Genomic DNA, 20,383 nt, shown 5'->3' with positions numbered 1-20,383 from the left:
GCTGCCTTTGAGCAGGCATCAGCCGGGCCTCGCGTTCCGCGCGACCCGACGACATACATACAGGAGGGGTCTGACAATCAGGTCCGAATTCAGGCAATCCCTGCCGTCCGAAGAGCCGAACCGCTTTCATGGGGGGAACGAAACCCTAAGGCATCCCCCTGATGCGTGGGACTACGCGATCAACGATCCGTCAGGGCAGCTGCTCGCCCTCGGCTGCGCGGAGCGAAATGCGCGGGGGCTGCGCGGTGCGACAAGCGGGATCCCGCGACCGGGCGGGATCCCGTCCCCGTCCATCGTGCAAGGCACCCCCACGCATGCGGGGGGGCTGGCCAATCACTCCCACCTGCAGGTGGCATGCAGGCGGGCGCGGGGCGGGGCTTCCTGGCCGACAGTCTGCCAGGCGCTGAACGGGTTACAGCTCAGACGCGCGTGTATGCCAGTCCGGTCTCGGCGTCGTAGCTCACTGCGTACTCGCCGATCGTGGCAATGAGGGAGGGGCTGAGCACGAGCGCGCGGGTGTTGCGGAGCCAGACATGATCGGTCCATCCGGGCAGTGGACTCAGGTTGTCGATCGCGGCCGGCGTGAGGCGCTGTGGCAGGCGCATCATGTCCCCGGCGAGAGTCTCGAGGAGATCGCCGCTAGGTGTTCCACCAGGGCCGAGGCGATGCCCCTCGAGGGTGCGGTACCCGGCGGAGTCCTGGACGAGGAGGATGACCTCGAGGGACATGTCGCCGTCTCGGACGGTGGCCGCGAGGTGCTCCTCGGTGGCAGCTCCGGTGGCCGCGTAGTGGAGGCCGTCCAGGTGCGGGAGGGCGCGCTCGCCGGGCCTGGACAGGAGGAAGGGGCCGGCAGCCTGGCGGCGGTCGTTCTGCTTGGTCTCCCAGTCCGCTTGGGCCTGTTCGGCAGCGGTAGCCCAGGCGTCGGGCACGAGGTCCCGTTCGCCATAGACGGCGGCAACAAGGCTGGGGACCTGTGAGGGGATGCTCCAGCCGTCGGCACGCTCCGCATCGAGGACAGCAGCTGCGGTGCGCATCAGGAGGTGACGGCCGTAGATGAACTCTGCACCGCGGTCGATCCCGGGAGGGGTGTCGAGGCGGGGCTGCATGGCGGTGACGTACACGGTGGGTCGGCGCAGGTGGCCGGGCCGCTCCGTGGCGGTGTGCCGGTGGACGCGGCCGATGCGCTGGAGGAGGAGGTCGATCGGCGCGAGGTCGGTGACGATCAGGTCGGCGTCAATGTCGAATGACTGCTCGGCGACCTGGGTGGCCACCAGGATCAGCCGATCCGGGCGGGGCGTGCTGCTGGGGCCGAGCTGGTCGAGGAGGAGTTCGGTGCGGTCGGCGCGGGCGCTGGTGGTGAGCTGCCCGTGCAGGATCACACGTTCTTCGGGGAAGGCCGCGGCGAGCTCGCGGTAGGTGCGCTGTGCGCGCCTGACGGTGTTGCGGATGACGAGGGCAACGCCGCCGGCGGCGAGTTTGCGGGTGAGGAGATCGATGATGGGCTGCTCGATGTCCCGGTCCGTGCGCGGGTCGTTCCTGCGGGCGGGCGATTCAGGCAGAACACGGACCCGAACAGGGAGGTCATCGCGCCAGGTCGAGGTGTGGGCGACGAGGGGGGAAGTCATGCCGGGCCAGACGGCGGTGACCTTTGGGTACCCGCCGGGGGCGGGCAGCTGGAGGCCGTCGGCACTGCCTGTGGCACCGGACATGTAGGCGTCGGCGAGCTCGGCACGCTGCGTGGGCGGCAGGGTCGCGGACAGCAGCAGGACCGGAATGCGGGCCTGGCCGAGCCAATGCAGGGCCTCCTTGAGGAACTGGGACATGTAGACGTCGCAGGCGTGGACCTCGTCGAGGATGACGACCTTTCCGGCGAGTCCGGCGGTGCGCAGCATGACGTGTCGGGTGCGGGTGGCGGCGTACAGGAGTTGGTCGATGGTTCCCACGGTGAGGTGTGCGAGGAGGCCACGCTTGGGCCCGAGGAACCAGTCGGCCGGGCCCTGCCGGTTCGCACAGCAGGAGTCGGGGCCGTCTTCCTGCACTGTCCGGAACCGGGCGTCGGCAGTGGTCCAGTCTCCTGACTGGATGGCTTTCCATTCGGGATTGAAGGCGCGCTTGCCGTGGAGGAGTACGACGTCGTCCTCGCTGCCTGGTTCGGCTGCGGCAGCCCAGGCGCGGACGTTCGTGAACATCGGGTCGGCGGTCGCCTGGGTGGGCATCCCGACGAACACGCCGGACAGACCGAACCGTTCGGCCAGCACCTCCGCCGCGGCCAGTGCCGTCTTCGTCTTGCCCTCGCCCATCGGGGCCTCCAGGAACACCAAGCCCGGCGCACCCATCGCCCGGACGACATCGACGGCAAGGGCCTGCGAGGCACGGGCATCGTGCCCGAACCGCAGCTTCACCAGATCGGTTCCGTCGGTCGGCTGCAGGCGGCGCAGACCCCCGCCGAAACGCCCCTGCCGCCAGGCGGCCGCAGCCCGGCGCCGCGCGACCGCGAGGGTGATACGTGCCAGCTCGGGAATGCCAGGGAACTGCGTGGCGTCGGAGGCGATCCAGTCGGCCATGACGACCAGGCCGAGCAGGCCAAGTTGTTCGGCGCGCGCCGGCACTGTCACGGGCTGGACGTCGGCGAGTGAGTCGTAGCCGAGCGCGGCAGTGAACACCTCGACGACCAGAGATTGCGCCCGCTTCCACTCATGGGACTTGCCGTGAGCGTTGCCGCGCGCATGTGTGATGTCTTTCGCCGTGGCGCCACGCAAGGTGCCATGGTGTCCAGACACCAGCGGACACACCCAGTCCACATGCCGCCGCTCCCACCGGCCAACGTCCTTGAGGGACTGGCGGAGGAGAAACGCCCCGGCCTTGTCGTGGCTCCACTGACGGGAAGTGTCGGCGGTCACCATGCCGGCACGCCAGGTGAGGCCGACATCGGCTAGCGCGGCGGCCTCGGCTCTGGACTTCCGCTGAAACGCGGGAGTTGCCTTGCCGCAGTCGTGAATCCCGCAGAGCCATGCGAAGAACCGGCGGCCGTTCCCATCGGACAACCGTGCAAGCATGTCGCGGGTGGCGGGCGCCAGGTAACGGTCGAACATGAACTCTGCGACGGCCGCGGTGTCGAGCATGTGGCAGAGCAGCAGGGACATCGTCCCGCCGCCCTTCTCCGCGGATTTCCCCCACAGGGTTCCCAAGCGGGCTATCTCCTCAGTAGTCAGCCCGAGGCGGTCACAGATCTGCAGCATGACCCGAACGGTACGGCCCGGCGCTGACAACTTGTCCGGGCGCATCCAGGCGGACAGGTACGGATGGGGCTCGTCGCACCTGAGTTCGTGATTCCCGAGGATGCGGGCCGAGTCGCCACAGGTGGGAGTCAGCCGCAGTGCTTTGGATAAAATCGCATGTCGTGAAGTGTGCTCCCCGCACCCGCGGGGATGGTCCTCCGGAGGGCCGGCTGGACAAGCTGGCAGACGACTGCTCCCCGCACGCGCGGGGATGGTCCCGCCTCGTACTCCTGCCCCGGCGAGACCGGATACTGCTCCCCGCACGCGCGGGGATGGTCCCTTGTAGATCTTGGGCTCCAGGGTGTTGAAGCGCTGCTCCCCGCGCGCGCGGGGATGGTCCCGGAACCCGCATCGCACTCGCCGACGTCAACTGCTGCTCCCCGCATGCGCGAGGATGGTCCCGACATCACCAACCTGCAGCTCGCCACACCGCGCTGCTCCCCGCACGCGCGGGGATGGCCCCCAGCACACGGTGAACTTTGTCCTCGGCACGGTCTGCTCCCCGCACGCGCGGGGATGGTCCCCGCATCGACCAGCCGCTGTCGAAGTTCCACCACTGCTCACGCGCGGGGGTGGTCCTTGCGGGTAGCGGTCGCCGCGCGAAGACCTGGTTCTGCTCCCCGTACACGCGAGGATGGTCCCCTGTACGACTCCCGCCGCGGCGTCATCGCCACCTGCTCCCTGCACGCGCGGGGATGTCCCTCGAGGAGGCCGGCGATTCCCCCGGCTCCAGCCTGCTCCCCGCACGCGAGGGGATGGTCCCACCAGCCGAGGGCCATGACCACAGGAGACGTGCTGCTCCCCGCACGCGCGGGGATGGTCCGTCACCGAAGCCCAGCGCGCCAAGCGCCGGCAGCTGCTCCCCGCACGCGCGGGGATGGTCCGTCACCGAAGCCCAGCGCGCCAAGCGCCGGCAGCTGCTCCCCGCACACGCGGGGATGGTCCCCCTGACGTAGGCCGATAGAGTGAACACGCTGCCTGCTCCCCGCACGGGCGGGGATGGTCCCGTCGGCTACCGCCCGGGCCGTGAGCGCGGCTTCTGCTCCCCGCACGCGCGGGGATGGTCCCACGCGTACTGGGAATCTCGACGGTAAGAAGCTCTGCTCCCCGCACGCGCGGGGATGGTCCCGACAGCGCGTTCCGCATGCTCAACGTCACCTGCTGCTCCCCGCCCGCGCGGGGATGGTCCCTACTGCCGCACCGCGCTGCCGATGCTGCTGCGCTGCTCCCCGCACGCGCGGGGATGGTCCCACCCTGGTCTCCAGCGGCGGCCGGACCCGGTGCTGCTCCCCGCACGCGCGGGGATGGTCCCCAGCCGTTGCAGACCCGGCACACCAGCAGCAGCTGCTCCCCGCACGCGCGGGGATGGTCCCTCCCACACCAGGCTGGTCGCGCCGTCGCTCGTCTGCTCCCCGCACGCGCGGGGATGGTCCCCGCGCCATCGTCACCGGCACGCTCGAGCAGCGCTGCTCCCCGCCCGCGCGGGGATGGTCCCCAGCAGGGCGTGGGCAGCTGGTCGATCTCGGCCTGCTCCCCGCACGCGCGGGGATGGTCCCTGCGGTCACGCGGTGCCGCCGTGAGCGGCGTGCTGCTCCCCGCACGCGCGGGGATGGTCCGCAGGCCGTGGCCCTGGTCACCAAGCCGGTTGCCTGCTCCCCGCACGCGCGGGGATGGTCCCCCGCAGAGGAGCGCCGCCTAATGGCAGGCGAACTGCTCCCGGCACGCGCGGGGATGGTCCCGCCCACCACAAGCCCAGCAGTTCACGGGCCATCTGCTCCCCGCACGCGCGGGGATGGTCCCGGCCCAGAGTTCGCACCTCCGGGCCGTCCGCCCTGCTCCCCGCACGCGCGGGGATGGTCCCGATACGCGCTGGGCGCGGTTACACCTGAGGGACTGCTCCCCGCACGCGCGGGGATGGTCCCGCACCGTCTCCGGATTCGCAGCACCAGCCGGACTGCTCCCCGCACGCGCGGGGATGGTCCCGTGAACGCGCCGTCATCGCCCCGGGTGCCGTCCTGCTCCCCGCACGCGCGGGGATGGTCCCTTCGTGACCGGGTAGTTGCGGCAGCCGGTGCCCTGCTCCCCGCACGCGCGGGGATGGTCCCGGATACGGATCCCCGGCTCCGTCTCTGGCGAACTGCTCCCCGCACGCGCGGGGATGGTCCCTCACCCCGCTCGACAGCGACCAGCACAGCGCCCTGCTCCCCGCACGCGCGGGGATGGTCCCGTGTCCTGGATCCTCGTGTCCGCCGTGTCCGCCTGCTCCCCGCACGCGCGGGGATGGTCCCGACCTCGGCGCCGGATGGCTCAGCGCCACCGTCTGCTCCCCGCACGCGTGGGGATGGTCCCCGCGAGCGCCCGCGCTCAGACCCGAGAGGATCCTGCTCCCCGCACGCGCCGGGATGGTCCCACGAGGTCGCGCACGATGCCGAACGGGCACCCCTGCTCCCCGCACGCGCGGGGATGGTCCCCGGCGGAGCCCGGCCCCGACCGCCGGACGGAGCTGCTCCCCGCACGCGCGGGGATGGTCCCTGGACGGACCCCTACGGCTACTGCTGGCCCAGCTGCTCCCCGCACGCGCGGGGACTGCTCTCCTCCGTGACTTGCCGCGCGGGGCGACGAAGGACAGCTACGACGAGCTGACCTAGCGCAAGGGCGCCTGGGACCTGTTCCTCAAGGGCATGGACGCCGCCCGCGCGGCCGGCCTGCCACCACGGATGAGCGTCATCGTCACCGAGGACAACGCCCGAGAGGAACAGGCCATGACCGCCCTGTGCGAACAGTGGGGCGTCGAGTACAACGTCTTCACCAACATGACGCCCACGATCTACGGCGGCGCCGAATCACTGACCGCCCAGTCAAAAGATCACCCTGCGGATGCGCAAGCCGTTCACCGGCTGCAACGCGGGCCACACCTTCTTCCAGCCTGCCCGCCGAAGGAACCGAGGGCCTCGCCCGCCTCGGCGAGATCGCGGACCGCCTCATGCTTCGCACCGGTGGTTGCTCCGGCCGCCAGCTCTCCGGGTCCTGCACCGTGTGCAGACCCGTACCTGACCCGGCCGGTCGAGGCCGCCGCCCCGCCGGTCACCGTGATCACACCCGTCGCGGACCCGGACACGGTGATGGACACCATCAAGTGCTCGTGCAACGCGGGCGACGACAACCCCCACTGACCCGATCCGGTCAAGCCGCTCAGGCCCCGGCGCATTCGCGCCGGGGCCTGAGCCCTGTGTGCCGGGCGAGTAGCGTGAACCTCATGCGACTGACCGGGGACTGGCTGCTGCCCGTGATGCGGGTGCCGTACGTGCCGACGATCGGCCCCGTCCACCCCGACGCCCTCGCCCCCGCCCTCTTCGCCGACATCGTCCGCGTCGCCGGCACCGGCATCTTCCTCCCGTACGACAAGGACCAGCGGTGGGCCGAGCGCAAGGACGAGACGGTCCTTCCCGACGCGATCGAGCACACCAGCGTCCGCACCCTGATCCCCACCCTGGCCCGCCGCGGCCACGGCGTCCTCACGGTCTACAGCTACGGGCCCGGCAACGAGGAGGCGGCAGCCCTGGCCGCCAAGCTCGCCGCCGACCACGCCACTGCCACGGCCCGCGTGATCACCTTCCAGCGGCCCGACGAGGACCCGCCAGCCGGAACGGCAGCCATCCGCGTCCAGCTACGCGAATTCCACCGGTCCCAATCCGAAGACCAGGAAGGCCGGGTCCAGCCCGTAGACAGCCTGCCAGGGTCCGTGCAGGCCGCCTTCGCCGCCTTCGCCGACCGCCTCACCAGCGACGGCTTCACGTTCCTCCATCGCCAGATGCAGGCGGGCATGGTCGGCCCCGTCCTCGCCGTCACTGAGGCGGAGCGGGTGGTCGGAGCGATCGGCCCCATGGAGACCATGACCGACTCCGCCGGGCGAACCCGCCTGCTGCCGCAATACTTCGGCGTCCTGCCCGAACACCGCGGCCACGGCTACGGCCGGGCACTGTGGCGGGCAGCCATGGCCTGGGGCGCCGCTCACGGCGCCGACTATCAACTCCTACAGACCGAAACAGGCGGCGCTTCCGACCGCCTCTGCCAAGCGGAAGGTCTCCGCTCACTCGGCTTCATCTGCGCCACCAAGCTTTGATCCGCAAGGGCCCTGCCCGAGGAGGTCGCGGGCCACGCGTAGCTCTCGGCCAGCAATTCCATGTTGTCAACAGCAGGGGGCGCTGAGCTGCTGTTTCAGGTTCTGACCGAGCGCGAGGAGAAGAACAGTGTCGCGATCGCTTCGAACGAGAGTTTCAGTAAAGCGCACATGTTCCGGCGAACCCGTGCCAGTCAGCGGCTGAACAGCACGGGTTCAAGCGGAGGGCGAGACGGCCGTCGTCACCGCGTCGGGGATCAACGCGATCAGCTGCTGAGACCAGCAATCCGATTGCTGGGTTGCGACCTCGGCTCCGCAGGCATCGCAGACGAGGTTGGGGCCGTCCAAGCCGTCGAGTCCGCAACAGCCGTTGAGGCGCCCACGCTCACGGTGTCTGGCCACCCCCGAGATGTCGTCGGGATTGAGCACGAGCACGCCCGTGTGAGGGCTGACCGCATACGACCCGCGCGGCATCAGCGGTGGCAGGAACCTGTGTCCCGGGGCTTCCTCCTTCACCGGAGGCGGCATCGGCACTTCCCGGAGGTCGGGGCTGAATCGCTGCTGACAGGCACTGCACGAGAAGACGGTCATGGCCGCAATTCTGCGTGAGCCTCCTGTGGTGTCTCGCGTCATTTCCGGCCCGGCTCCGAGGCAGGGAGTCTGCCCTCGTCGACATGGTTGGCGAGATAGATCAGCGTGGCCTGCGGGTCCATGCCGAAGGCGGCAGCGACGAGCTTGGGGTCCATGGTGTTGACCAGGTCGACGAGGCGGGTGCTGCGGATCATGCGGGGCGGGTATCCACAGTCGTCAAGGACGTGCGAAATCTGCACGGACGGCCTTGGGACGCCTACGCGGCATCGCCCTTTCGGATCAACATGAGGTCATACTGCCACGGCTGGGCACCCGCATGGACCCCTGTAGCAGCCAATGAGCTTCTTCGAGTTGGCCACCGATCGGTTGATGGGCCGGAAGCGCAACGAACGAGGCCCCCGGGCTGTTTATCGAGATGTCTGACGTCTCAATCACGTTGCTCGGGGGCCTCGTTGGTCATCCATCCTGCCGCACTCGACCTGCCGCATGCACTCGTGGAGTGGGTCACCATGCTGATCGTCACCCGTGAGGGCGACCGGCGCTGCAAGCTCCGTCCGTCTCAGCGCGCGATGGTGGCACTGGTGTACCTGCGCGAGCACACCACTCTCGCGGAGATCGCAGCCGGGTTCGGGATCAGCGAGTCCACCGCCCACGCCTACACCAGCGCGGTCGTCCGCCTGCTCGCCGAACGCGCCCCGGGCCTGCTCAAAGTCCTGCGCGAGCACGAACCCGATTTCGGCCTCCTCGACGGCACCCTCGCCGAGGGCGACCGGGTCGGCGACGGCCGGGCCGACTACTCCCACAAGCACCGCCGGAACGGGGTGAACGTGCAGGTCATCACCGATCCGGACGGCCGGCTGCTGTGGCTCTCGCCCACGCTGCCGGGCCGCATCCATGACCTGACCGCCGCCCGCACCCACCGGATCATCCGGATCTGCGAACGCCAGGGCGTCCCCATCCTGGCGGATCTCGCCTACCAGGGCGCCGGCCCGTGGCTGACCACCGGCATCAAACGCAGGCCCCTGCAGGAACTCACGCTTACCGAGAAGACCGTCAACCGAGCCCTGGCCACGGCACGAGCCCTGGTCGAAAGGGGCGTCGCCCGCCTGAAGTCCTGGCGGACCTTCCGCAGATCCCGATGCAGTCCGAACCGCATGACGTCAATCGCCAAAGCCGTCCTCACCCTGGAGCGGCAACGCTGAAGAAGCTCAATGTCCCCACTTCTCTTCATCAGTGGACTTGGGGAATCGGCAGCTGTGATCGACTCAACCTTCGGTACGGCTGTCATGCTTCTGCGTGCTCGTTGCATGGTCGATCCGCGAGCCGCCACGGTGGGGACGGTCGGTTCAGGGTTGGTGGGCGCGTTGCCATGCTTCGCGGATCTCTTGGGGGATCCGTCCGCGGGGCGGTACGTCGTAGCCGTTGGCGCGTGCCCATGTGCGGATTGCTCCGGTGTCGACGGGCTGTTCGTCGGAGACGGGGCCGGGTTTCCAGAGGGTGGGGTGGGAGGGCGTGAACTCCGGTGGTGTCTCCAGGAGGCTGGGTGGGAACTGGGGGACCTGGGTGTGCCCGCTGAGGACGGAGACGAGGAAGGCTGTCAGGGTCCCGTCGTAGGTGAACCAGCGCGGGCCTCGGGCCTCGTTGACTGCGATGCGCCAGCGGTCGGGCGCGGCGGCGGGGTCGGTGATCCAGAAGAGGTACTCGCCGTTGTCGGTCGAGCCGCAGGCGAAGAGCTGGTCGGGGTGGTGGGGGACGGGGTGCGTGCCCTGGTCGTGGTCCTTGCGCAGGTGTGCTCGGATCCAGCTGGGCATGGGGCCGGTGAGCTGGACGAATTCGGTCACTCCGTGGGGGTGGAAGAGGTGGATGTAGTCGCAGAACTTCCCGGGCCCGTACCGTTCGGCGAGCTGCTTGTAGTCCTGGGGCAGGGGCATGCCGAGCTCGGCTTCGACCGTGTCCCAGCGGATGTTCAGGGGCGGGTTGGGAGGCGGACAGAGCCGGGTGAGGTCAGTGAGGTCGGTCATTGGATTCCTAGGCGGCGTCGGCGTTGCTGTGCTGCGTGGTCGGGGTTGGCGAAGTCGGTGTCGAGGTGGAAACCGTTGGATCCGTCTGCCTGCATGTAGATGCGGGACGGCACCGAGTCCGGTCTGTCGTCGCTGTACTCAAGGTAGACGCTGTACTGGACCGTCTGACCAGCTATACCCCGAGCAGGGTCACCCGCGACAGCGTTGTAGATCATTTGTTCCAGGTCCCGCATATGGGGGCTGTTGGTGGGGTCCTGCGTGATGGTGAACAGGTTGTCCAGGTGATCGCCGGTGCCGCCCAGCATCCTGGCCAGCATGTGCCCACGAGCCTGATTGTGATCGGTGCCGTGAACGAAGCCCGGCGGCTTGAGCCGGCTGTTGGCATCCGTGCCCTCGTCGAGCATGTCGCGCGTGATCGTGGCATGCATCTCGAACGGCCGGCCGTGCTCGTCACGGACGAACACGACCTTGCCGCCCCACGTGTGGTCCGGGGAGCAGCCGGCCAGCCCCAGGGGATCCGCCAGTGTGAACGGATTGGGCACATAGGCGTAGTGGTTCGCTGCCGGTGCCAGGCCCAGGGGGTCGGGACTGATATAGCGGCCGGTCTCCGGGTCGTAGTAGCGGTGGACGTTGTAGTGCAGTCCCGTCTCGGCATCGAAGTACTGCCCCGGGTATCGCAGCGGCGTGTACGCGCTGGCATCGCTGTTCCACTGCGTTGCTCCCCATGCCGTGCTCCGCGCCCGCCAGCACACGGCTCCGTCGGGCGCGATCATGTATCTCGGACTGCCGCTCAGGTCGGCCACGATGGCGAAGAAACGCCGGTCGACGTCCTGCTGGTCCTCGTTCCTGCTCTTCGCCTCCCGCTGGGCCAGCGGGTACAAGCCGGCGTAGTCCCACACGAGGGTGGTGCCACCGGACCGCTGCTCGGCCAGTTGAGCGCCGTCCCAGCAGTAGTCGATCGCTTCGATGAGGGTCCCGTCCGCGCGGTGGTGGGACTTGGCGATCCTGCGGCCGAGGCCGTCGTAGAGGTAGCGCCACACGGTGCCCCGCGGGGTGCCGACCCGGACCAGGCGGTCCTCGGCGTTCCACTCGAAGGACCAGGTCAACTGCTTTCCGCTCAGGTTCGAATGCTGCGTGTGGTCAGTCGGCCCTGCGCGTCATAGGAGTAGCTGGTCCTACCGGAACGGGTGAGGCGGGTGCCGTCGTAGCGGCGGTCGCCTGCGCTGTCCTGGCCAGGCGCAGGTGAGGGAAGCTCGGTTCGGGTCTGGTCGCCGGCAGCGTTGTAGGAGTACTGCTCGCTCCAGCCGCGGGCCTGCACGCCGGTGATGCGGCCAGCTGTGTCCAGGGTGAATGTGCGGCGGCCCATGATGCTGTCGTCGATGCCGACCGGAGTGCCGTCGGGCTGGTAGGTGAAGACTCTTTCGAGAATCTCCGCGTCGGCGCTGCTGAGGCTGTGGCGGGTGATCCGTCCGACCGGATCCCAGTCCTGCCGCATGGCTAGCGAATTGTCGAGGGTTCGGGAGGTCTCCCGGCCGAGCGCGTCACGGTCGAAGCGGAAGGTGTGTTCCCCGACGGAGTATGCGGCAAGGCCGTCGGGACCGTAGTCGAGCCTGCTCTCGGCACCGGAGGGGGTACGTCGCCACGTGCGCCGGCCTTGCGCGTCGTATGCGTAGTGGAATGTGCGCCCGTTGACCGTCTCGGCCACGACACGGCCGGCGGCATCGGCTTCGAGGGTGATGTGCGCGTCAGCGCTGGATATCTCGTGGATGCTGCCCGTGGGCGCGTAGGAGAACGCCGAGAGTGCCCGGTTGCTGTCGGACACCTGGACGACCCGGCCGAGGGCGTCACGCTCGTAGGCGAGGCTCTGACCTGCCGCATTTGTGCGCATGGTCAGGCGTCCGGCAGCGTCGTGCTGGTAGGTCATCGTGCGGCCGCCGAAGTCGGTCTCCTCGATGAGCCTTCCCGCCTGGTCGTAGACGTAGGTCCACTCTCGGCCTCGGGCGTCGGTGACCTTGGTCAGGCGCAGCTCGCTGTCGTGGGCGAAGGCGTAGCCGACTCCGTCGGCGCTGTGGGTGGCGGCCGGGAGGTCGAAGTGGGTGTAGCTGTGGGTGCTGGTGCGCCCCATCCGGTCGGTATGGGCCACAAGGTTGCCCTCACCGTCCCAGGACCATTCCTCGCGGGTGCCGTCCGGCAGTTCGCGCCAGGACAGGCATCCGTCGGTCGTCCATCCCTGGCGAAGAGTGCCGCCCACCGCGTCGGTGACAGCAGTGATGCGGCCGAATGCGTCCCGGGTGCAGGTGGCGGTGGCCCCGTTCGCCGCCGTTACCAGCACAGGCAGGCCGGCCGCGTTGTTCGTGACGCGGACGGGACCACCTGCCGGGGGACGGATCTCGCTGACCGCGCCGGAGCTGTCATGCATGTAATCCGTTCGCTCGCCGGCGGGGCTGGTCACGGCCGTGCGGTTGCCTGCCGCGTCGTACTCGTAGCGATACCGCGCCCCACCGCGCTCGACTATCTCGAGCGGCAAGTGCAGATCGTCGTAGATTGCTGTGGTGCGCTCTCCGTCCGGCGCGGTCATGGCGATGATGTTGCCCGCCCCGTCGCGTTCGAGCCGCGTCGTGTGTCCGAGGGGGTCCGTGACCGCCAGAAGCCGGTCGTAGGCGTCGAAGGTGTACTGGGTGGTGTTGCCCAACGGGTCCGTTTCGGCGACGATCTGGTGCCGGTCGTTGAGCTGGAAGACGGTGGTGGCACCGGTGGAGTCTGTGTACCGGGTGATCCGTCCGCCGGTCTGGGGATGCGACTCGTAGGCGAAGGCGGACGACAAGAACCCCTCAGGGCCGATCGTGCGCACCACACGCCCTGCATCGTCATAGACGTACTGGTAGGTCGAGTCGTTTCGGTCGGTCCATGAGGTGATACGCGCGTCCGTGTCGTAGGTGTACCGCAGCGGCAGCCCGGAGGAGTTGACCACCGTCTCCAGGTTGCCTTGCTGGTCGTAGCCGAAGCGCCTGACGGTGACCGGACCCTCGGGCGTACGCAGCGCGAACTCGGTGACGCGCTCGTCCTCGACGGCCACGGCGACCTGATAGCCACCGTCGTGTACCACCCTGACCGGGGCGCCGTCGCCGCGGCGCACGAAGGTGATGCCGTTGTGATTGCGGTCCTGGACCTCGGACAGCCAGTAGGCGGAGGACTCGCTGTACGGACTGCCGGTGAAGAACCGGGTCAATCCCGAGGAACAATCGAACACCTGGTACGTCGTCACCGCGTTCTCCTGGCCCGCGTACACCAACGCGAGCCGCGGACCCTCCACCGGAAGAACACCCTCACCGTCACCAGGCCCCGGCAGCCGCGGATAGATCAGCACCGAGCCGTCCTCCCGAGCCCAGATCGCCATCTGCCCCCGCGTGTCCAGCTCGATACGTTCATCCAGCGTGGATGCCCAGCTCCGCCCGAACCACCGGCCGTAACGGTACTCAGACAGATGGATACGGCTCAGGACGAGGGAAAGGACACCAGGCAACGACAGGTCCGTCTGCGGCAGCACCATCTCACCGGTCGCGACATCGACCGGGTCCGTCTCGCAGGTCTTCTTCCTCAGCGAGATCGCGTTACGACGCGCATCCTCCTTCGCCTCATCCAGGCGGTCCGGCTTGGCACGTCCGCCGTCAGCTCCCGTACGCTTCCCGCCCGGTCCGGAGCCGCCATCCAGGTCGCACTCGTCCTTACGATTGCCGCCCTTGATGGTCCTGACGGCGCTGCTCACCGACACCGCGCCGGTCGTGGCCAACCTGGCGCTGGAGATGACCGAGGCCCTGCTCGCCGACGGGGTGCTGGCCGTACGGGAGATGCCGGTCCGGCTGTGCGCGCGGTGCGGGCACATGACCGGCACGGTCGCGGAGGACTGCCGGGCCTGCGGGCACGGCGTCGCCCTGGGAGCGCGTCGGGAGCTGCTGGTCTTCGACCGCGCCGCGCACGGCCTGGTGCTCGAACGCAGGGACTTCCACGCCGCCGGCGCCCGGACCCCGGCGCACCTGTTGAACATCGCCCACGACGTTCCTCGGCTGCTGGTCCTGTCCCGGACGCGTGACCACGGCGTGAGTCTGGCGTCGCTCGGGCTGGAGGGGATGGTGCTGGACCCGCGGGCCGGGCTGCACGTCGCGGTGCTGGCCGCCGCCGCCGAGCGCGGCGCCGTACGCCCGGTGATGACGGTGACCGAGAACGCCGCGGCCAACGTGGCGGCCTACGGTGCCCCGTTCCGGGCCTGGGGCGGGATGCGGCTGCGGTACGCGCTGCACGGGCGGATCGCCTACGACGCGGCAGCCCAAGATCGGCTGTACGAGGTGCACCGCGCCGAGGCGGTGCGGGAGCTGCTCACCGGCTGGTACCTGCCGCTATGAGAAGAAGGCTTGCCGCGCGGTGGTGTTTACGTAAACATAGTGATGGGCGGCCTCTCGGCCGCCCGATCCCCTGAACAGGAGTCGCAGCCCATGCCCGTCCTTCACCGAGATTCGTCCGGCTTCCTGCTCGACGGAGAACCCTTCCGCATCCTGTCGGGCGGGCTGCACTACTTCCGGGTCCATCCCGACCAGTGGGCCGACCGCCTGCGCAAGGCGCGCCTCATGGGGCTCAACACGGTGGAGACGTACGTCCCGTGGAACCTCCACCAGCCGCGGCCGGGCACGTTCGTGATGGACGGCCCGCTCGACCTGCCGCGCTTCATCGATCTCGCCGCCGCCGAGGGACTGTACGTCCTGCTGCGGCCGGGTCCGTACATCTGCGCCGAGTGGGAAGGGGGCGGCCTGCCCTCGTGGCTCCTGGCCCAACCAGACATAGAGCTGCGCTCCCGCGACCCCCGGTTCCTGGCCGCGACCGACGACTATCTGACCCGGCTCATGACTCCTCTGCGGTCCCGGCTGGCCACCAACGGCGGCCCGATCCTCGCGGTGCAGGTGGAGAACGAGTACGGGGCGTACGGTGATGACACCGCCTATCTGGAACACCTCGCCGACACCATGCGCCGCTGCGGAGTCGACGTCCTGCTGTTCACCTGTGACCAGCCCGCCGACCTCGAGCGCGGCGCGCTGCCCGACACCCTCGCCACCGCCAACTTCGGCAGCCGCTCCGGGCAGCACCTGGCGAACCTGCGTGAACGACGACCGGACGACCCGTTCATGACCACGGAGTTTTGGATCGGCTGGTTCGACCGATGGGGCGGCCACCACGTGGTCCGCGACACCGACGACGCGGCCCGGGAACTCGACGAACTCCTGGCGTCGGGCGCCTCCGTGAACTTCTACATGTTCCACGGCGGCACCAACTTCGGCTTCACCAACGGCGCCAACGACAAGCACACCTACCGGCCCACCATCACCTCCTACGACTACGACGCGCCCCTGGACGAGGCTGGTGACCCCACCCAGAAGTTCACGGCGTTCCGTGACGTCATCGCCAGGCACACCGGCGTGCCCGCCGCGCCGCTGCCGCCGAAGGGGCCCAAACTCTCTCTGGAGAATGTGCGGTTGACCGAAACCGCCGAACTGCTCTCCTGCGCCGCGAAGCTCGGCGGCGCCGTCGAGGCGGACCGCCCCCTGACCATGGAGGAGCTCGGCCAGGACTTCGGCTTCGTCCAGTACGAGACCGTGCTGCCCGCTGTCGGCCCCGCACTGCTGGAGGTGGAGCAGGTCCGCGACCGCGCCCAGGTCTTCCTCGACGGCGAGCCGGCCGGCGTGCTGGAGCGGGAGAACCACGAGCACGCCCTCGCGTTCACCGTGCCGCGCCCGGGCTGCGTCCTCACCCTGCTGGTGGAGAACCAGGGGCGCGTGAACTACGGGCAGGGCATCCACGACCGCAAGGGCCTGCTGGGCAACATCCTGCTGGACGGCCGCGAACTGCGCGGGTGGAGCAGCCGTCCCCTCAGGCTCGACTCCCTCGCCGACGTGCCCTTCGCGCCGACGACGGCCACGCCCATCGGCCCCGCGCTGCACCGCGGCGTCTTCGAGCTGACCGAGACGGCCGACACCTTCCTCCACCTGCCGGGCTGGACGAAGGGCAACGCCTGGATCAACGGCTTCCACCTCGGCCGCCACTGGTCGCGCGGCCCCCAGCGCTCACTCTTCGTTCCGGCCCCGGTCCTGCGCCAGGGGGAGAACGAGATCGTGGTCCTGGAGCTGCACGCGGCCCATCGCGCCCGTACCGTGTCGCTGCGCGAGGAAGCGGACCTCGGGCCGACCGAGGAGTGAGAGCGCGCATACGAAGGCCGGGCACCGGCGGAACCGGTGCCCGGCCTCTTTCGCGTGTATCAGCCGATCTTGAGCTGCTGTGCCGTGGCGCCGGTGCAGGCGGACTGCACCGCGGCGGCTCCGTCGGCCGTGGAGGCATCGCTGACCGTCAGACACAGGCCGCTGTGCCGCGCCCTGAACGTCACGTGACCGTCGCCGGCGTCCCGCACGGCCCACTCCTGGTTGCGGCCGCCGTTGCAGCCGTACTGGAACACCTGGGCGCCCTCGGCCGTCGACAGGCCGCTGACGTCCAGGCACTTGCCGCTGTGCCGGGCCACGACCTCCGCGAAACCGGTGGCCGTCGTGCGCAGCAACCACTGCTGGTTGAGGCCGCTGTTGCAGCCGTACTGCCCCACCTGGGCGCCGTCCCCAGTCGAGGCCCCACTCACGTCGAGGCACTTTCCGCTGTGACGGAAGGTGAGCGGCCGCCAGGTTTCGGCGGCCGTCGAGGGGGCGCTCCAGGACTGGTGGCTGCCGGTCGTCGGCCGGTAGACACCCGCGGGAGCGCCCTCGGAGGTGGACTCACCGGTGATCTCCAGCAGCAGACCGGTGGCCTTGTTGATCAGGGTGGTGTGGCCGTCGCCCACGGACGAGCGGATCCACTGCTGGGAGGTCGAGGTCCCTGGGGAGGCGAAGCCGAGGGCGCCCTGGGCGACGTTGAGGGCTTTGCCGGTCTTGGCGTTGGCGATCCGATAGGTGGCGGTGTTGCCCCAGTCGGTGGCGGACAGCTTGGTGAACGTCCATTGCTGGGCCGTGTCGCCGGCGCGGCGCGTCTGCTGCACCGGCGCGCTCTTGCCGCTGACGGTGCCGGCGGTCAGGGCCAGCCCACTGCGGTCGTTGAGCAGCTGCCGGGCGCCGGTGGGCACGGAGGTGGTGGTGGTGTCGACGCCGCTGACGCCGGGCAGCACGAAGGTGGTCACGGAGCCTGCCGGGACGGTCGTCCGCACGGCCCCGGCGGCGGTCAGGTCGCTCTGCCGTTCGAGGTTGCGGCTGCCGTCGGTGACCCAGCGCTGGACGGCTCCGCCGGTGGTCTGGAACCCGTCGAGGTCCAGCGTGACGTCACGCGCCTGACCGGTCGAGTTGGTGTGCACGACGACGACTCCGCCGTCCGGGCGCAGGGCTGCGAGGGTGTCCCAGTCGTCGGTGGCGATGACCTTGGCGCCGGGCCGCACGAAGCGGCTGTACTGGGCCATTGCCCAGTACTTCTTGTTCTTGCGCAGCGGCTCGGTGGCCGCGTCCTCGGGCGTGAAGTCGGTCTGGACCAGGCCCCAGTTGGAGTTCTCACGGCCCGGGGTCATGTTCTCGTAGTCCTCGATCGCTTGCCACAGCACCCAGGCCCGCGGCTCCAGCTCGCGGATGTCGTCGTTGATGCGGCGGGCCAGGTCCAGGGCGGGGCTCATGTCGGTGAAGCTCTGCCCGACGCTGCCGCCGAGGTCGACCTCCGACATCCACAGCGGCTTGTTCTCGCCCTTGGCGATGTCACGCACCCCGGTGCGGCCGCCGGTGGCGTACGTGTGGGTGTTCAGCCGACCCACCTCGCCGCGGACGGTGGGGCCGTACTGCTCCCAGTTGGTGCGGAACATCCCGGGGTTGGTCTCGTCCATGGCCGCGATCGGAGTGGTCATGCCCTTCGCGTCGAGGGCCACGCGCGTGGTGCTGATCATGCGGGCCTGGGAGGCCGGGTCCCAGTGCGAGCCCTCCTGACGGCCGTACGCCTTCCAGTAGCTGGTGTTCGGCTCGTTGACTGGGGAGAGCGAGTCGAAGGTGACGCCGGTGACCTGCTGGGCTCGCTGGAGCGAGCCGGCGAGGTAGGCGGCGAAGTTCTCGTACTGGTCCGGCTTGAGGTTGTCCTGGCCGGGATCCCAGTTGCCGGAGACCACTCCGCTGTTGGTCATGAAGTAGGGAGCGGAGTTGGAGAAGGCCTCGAAGGTGTCGGCGCCGCGGGCCTTGGCCGCACTGAGCCACCACTGCTGGTTGGCGTCCGCGGTGGCGTTCCAGTGGTCGGGATTGTTTGGGTTCCACCAGTTCGGGCTTTCCGGACCGGGCCGGTTCCAGTAGCCGGGGATCGCGCCGCCCGCGCGCATGTACGGGGTGGTCTCGGGGCTGTCACCGCCGCCGATGTTGTAGCGGGCGATGGTGAAGTTCAGCCCGTCAGCCCCGTAGAGGGCGTCTGCCAGCGCGTTGCGCTGGGCGTCGGGCCAGCCGCCGGTGACATTGGCGAACCAGGCCAGGGCGGTGCCCCAGCCCTCGAAGGAAGGCTGCTGGTAGCTGGGGTCGAGGCGGACGGTCAGCGCGGCCGGGCCCTCGGCTGCCGCGGCCGGAGGGGAGCCGAGCGTGCCCAGGGTGAGGGCGGCCACGCCGGCCGCGGCGGCCAGGGCACGGACCGGCCGGCCCTTGCCGCGGGGCCCGGGTGCGGGCGGGGCGAGGGACGAACGTTGCACCTTGTTCTCCTTCGAACAGGGGAGGTGGTACAGGGGGAAGGGGTGGGCCCGCCGGCGCGCGGCCCCTGACAGAGACGGCGGGGCGCGTTCCGGCGGGCCCGTAGGACGGTGGACGGGTCAGGCTGCCGTCCGCCGCCACTTCTGGTTGTCGCCGCCGTTGCAGGTCCACTGCTGCAGCCACGCGCCGTCGGACCAGGACTGGTCGGCGACGTCGAGGCACTTGCCGCTGTGGCGGGCGGCGAGCTGGATCTGGCCGCCGCTGCTCTTCAGCGCCCACTGCTGGCTGGTGGCGCTGGAGCAGGTCTTCTGCACGACGCGGGCGCCGTCGGCGGTGGAGCCGCCGTTGACGTCGAGGCACTTGCCGCTGAAGCGGGCCACGATCTGCACGCGGCCGCTGCCCAGGCTCTTCAACCAGTAGTTCTGGTTGACGGCGGTGCCGCAGCCCCACTGGATGAGGCCGGCGCCTTCGGCGTTGCTGCGGTCGGCGACGTCGGCGCACTTTCCGCTGTGCACGGCCGTCAGCTTCTCCCAGGTGCCGACGCCCTGGATGGTGCCGGCGGCGGTGTCGATGGTGAGCTGCGGGTAATAGTCCATGGTCATGGTCGTGGGGGTGGGGAAGCGCAGCGGCGCCCAGACGTACTGGGAGTCGTTGACCATGCCGCCCATGGAGTTGCCCCAGCGGTCGCCCATGTAGAGGTAGGAGGTGGCGGAGGTGCCCTGGACGGGCAGGACGTAGGCGGTCTGCGAGTCGTAGGTGCGGAAGTCGCCGATGTCCTTCAGGTCGCTCCAGTCACCGGTGATGCTGGTGGCGGTGGCGTACTTCTGCTGGTTCGGGGACCAGCCGGTGGCATGGGAGGTCAGCATGAAGTACACGCCGTCGCGCTTGAACAGCGCCGGCGACTCACGGTAGGCGCCCGGCCACAGCTTCTTGACGTGCGCGTCGATGGCCGTGTAGTCGGCGGTCAGCCGGTAGATGTGCAGGTCGGCGTTGTCGGCGGCGGCGGAGACCATGTAGCCGGTGCCGTCGGTGTCGACGAAGGTGGTGATGTCGCGGGACATCTGCCCCACGGGCCGGAAGCTTCCCTTCCAGGTGTAGTCGCCGTCCACGGTGTCGGACACGGCGACGGCTGCGCGGGCCTCCCAGTAGTCGTACGCGGCCTCCTTGTGCATCCACATGACGAATTTGCCGGTGGCGGCGTTGTAGATGACCTTGGGACGCTCGATGTTCGCGGACTGCAGCTCGGGATGGGTGGCCTGGGTCAGGACATGGTTGCGGAACTCCCACGTCTTCAGGTCCGTCGACCGATAGGCGGAGACGTAGCGGAAGGAGTTGTCGGCGTTCCGGTTCTCGCCGAACCAGTAGTAGTAGGTGCCGACCTTGATCACGCCGCCGCCGTGCGCGTGCACGGGGTTGCCGTTCGGGTCGGTGAACTGCGTCCCGTTGGTGATGGTCACCGGGGCGGCGTGCGCGGTACCCACGGCTGTGAGCAGGGAGAGAAGGAGGGCGGCAAGAGCGGAGAGGAATGCCGCCGTCCCGGATTTCTTCAGTCGCATGTCGCGATACCTCGTGGTGTCTTCGGACCGGGTGCTCCCGCGCGGGCAGCGCGGGTGACGGCCGCCCGGCATATCGGAGCGGTGAGGCGCCTGGAGG

General features: G+C 69.5%; 13 protein-coding genes, 1 pseudogene and 1 CRISPR repeat array. Of the genes and pseudogenes, 6 read left to right on the top strand and 8 right to left on the bottom strand.

Annotation, left to right across the window (positions count from 1 at the left end):
- Positions 1 to 419 precede the first annotated feature (419 nt).
- On the bottom strand, positions 420 to 3,542 hold the full coding sequence (cas3, locus tag AB0K02_RS24090; protein ID WP_365994585.1) for a CRISPR-associated helicase Cas3': 3,123 nt from the start codon (positions 3,540 to 3,542) through the stop codon (positions 420 to 422).
- A 349-nt stretch (positions 3,543 to 3,891) separates the two neighbouring features.
- Positions 3,892 to 5,871: a CRISPR direct-repeat array (repeat unit 29 nt; unit sequence CTGCTCCCCGCACGCGCGGGGATGGTCCC).
- An 88-nt stretch (positions 5,872 to 5,959) separates the two neighbouring features.
- Between cas3 and AB0K02_RS24085 the strand changes: the two genes are divergently transcribed.
- From AB0K02_RS24085 to AB0K02_RS24075, 3 genes and pseudogenes are all read left to right on the top strand, one after another.
- Entirely contained in the window at positions 5,960 to 6,451 is a 492-nt protein-coding gene (locus tag AB0K02_RS24085; RefSeq protein WP_365994584.1) for a hypothetical protein, read from the top strand.
- An 83-nt stretch (positions 6,452 to 6,534) separates the two neighbouring features.
- Positions 6,535 to 7,401 (top strand): GNAT family N-acetyltransferase, encoded by an 867-nt coding sequence (locus AB0K02_RS24080; protein ID WP_365994583.1) that lies wholly within the window; start codon positions 6,535 to 6,537, stop codon positions 7,399 to 7,401.
- A gap of 78 nt (positions 7,402 to 7,479) precedes the next feature.
- Positions 7,480 to 7,560: pseudogene (locus tag AB0K02_RS24075) on the top strand (AAA family ATPase); the annotation flags it as partial.
- A 54-nt stretch (positions 7,561 to 7,614) separates the two neighbouring features.
- Here the strand turns inward: AB0K02_RS24075 and AB0K02_RS24070 are convergent.
- Positions 7,615 to 7,989: a hypothetical protein gene (locus tag AB0K02_RS24070; RefSeq protein WP_365994668.1), complete on the bottom strand. Its 375-nt coding sequence runs from the start codon at positions 7,987 to 7,989 to the stop codon at positions 7,615 to 7,617.
- A 38-nt stretch (positions 7,990 to 8,027) separates the two neighbouring features.
- A complete protein-coding gene (locus AB0K02_RS24065) occupies positions 8,028 to 8,183 on the bottom strand; it encodes a hypothetical protein (protein ID WP_365994582.1) in 156 nt (51 codons plus the stop codon).
- A 258-nt stretch (positions 8,184 to 8,441) separates the two neighbouring features.
- On the opposite strand from AB0K02_RS24065, the gene AB0K02_RS24060 reads away from it, so the two are divergent.
- Positions 8,442 to 9,191 (top strand): transposase family protein, encoded by a 750-nt coding sequence (locus AB0K02_RS24060; RefSeq protein ID WP_365994581.1) that lies wholly within the window; start codon positions 8,442 to 8,444, stop codon positions 9,189 to 9,191.
- A gap of 144 nt (positions 9,192 to 9,335) precedes the next feature.
- Here the strand turns inward: AB0K02_RS24060 and AB0K02_RS24055 are convergent, their stop codons facing one another.
- From AB0K02_RS24055 to AB0K02_RS24045, 3 genes are read right to left on the bottom strand one after another with little or no spacing between them, the layout of a single operon-like run.
- A complete protein-coding gene (locus AB0K02_RS24055) occupies positions 9,336 to 10,010 on the bottom strand; it encodes a histone-like nucleoid-structuring protein Lsr2 (RefSeq protein ID WP_365994580.1) in 675 nt (224 codons plus the stop codon).
- The gene (locus AB0K02_RS24050; RefSeq protein WP_365994579.1) at positions 10,007 to 11,116 is read right to left on the bottom strand and encodes an RHS repeat-associated core domain-containing protein; all 1,110 of its coding nucleotides are present in this window, start codon (positions 11,114 to 11,116) and stop codon (positions 10,007 to 10,009) included. Before AB0K02_RS24050 ends, AB0K02_RS24055 begins: the two co-directional genes overlap by 4 nt.
- An 11-nt stretch (positions 11,117 to 11,127) precedes the next feature.
- Positions 11,128 to 13,782 (bottom strand): DUF6531 domain-containing protein, encoded by a 2,655-nt coding sequence (locus tag AB0K02_RS24045; protein ID WP_365994578.1) that lies wholly within the window; start codon positions 13,780 to 13,782, stop codon positions 11,128 to 11,130.
- Here AB0K02_RS24045 and AB0K02_RS24040 point away from each other — a divergent pair.
- Together AB0K02_RS24040 and AB0K02_RS24035 are read left to right on the top strand one after the other, a co-directional pair.
- Positions 13,751 to 14,410 carry a hypothetical protein gene (locus AB0K02_RS24040; RefSeq protein WP_365994577.1) on the top strand — a complete coding sequence of 220 codons (660 nt, stop codon included), beginning with the start codon at positions 13,751 to 13,753 and terminating at the stop codon, positions 14,408 to 14,410. The two genes, AB0K02_RS24045 and AB0K02_RS24040, sit on opposite strands and share 32 nt — an antisense overlap.
- 90 nt (positions 14,411 to 14,500) lie before the next feature.
- The gene (locus AB0K02_RS24035; RefSeq protein WP_365994576.1) at positions 14,501 to 16,252 is read left to right on the top strand and encodes a beta-galactosidase family protein; all 1,752 of its coding nucleotides are present in this window, start codon (positions 14,501 to 14,503) and stop codon (positions 16,250 to 16,252) included.
- 59 nt (positions 16,253 to 16,311) lie between these two features.
- Here the strand turns inward: AB0K02_RS24035 and AB0K02_RS24030 are convergent, their stop codons facing one another.
- Together AB0K02_RS24030 and AB0K02_RS24025 are read right to left on the bottom strand one after the other, a co-directional pair.
- Complete coding sequence (locus AB0K02_RS24030) at positions 16,312 to 18,732, bottom strand: RICIN domain-containing protein (protein ID WP_365994575.1); 2,421 nt, start codon at positions 18,730 to 18,732, stop codon at positions 16,312 to 16,314.
- A gap of 117 nt (positions 18,733 to 18,849) precedes the next feature.
- Entirely contained in the window at positions 18,850 to 20,286 is a 1,437-nt protein-coding gene (locus AB0K02_RS24025) for an RICIN domain-containing protein (protein WP_365994574.1), read from the bottom strand.
- Positions 20,287 to 20,383 lie beyond the last annotated feature (97 nt).

The organism is Streptomyces sp. NPDC049597 (genome assembly GCF_040675505.1).
Taxonomy (GTDB): domain Bacteria; phylum Actinomycetota; class Actinomycetes; order Streptomycetales; family Streptomycetaceae; genus Streptomyces.
The sequence above is the reverse complement of the archived record's forward strand: the minus strand, read 5'-3'. Positions and strand labels throughout refer to the sequence as shown.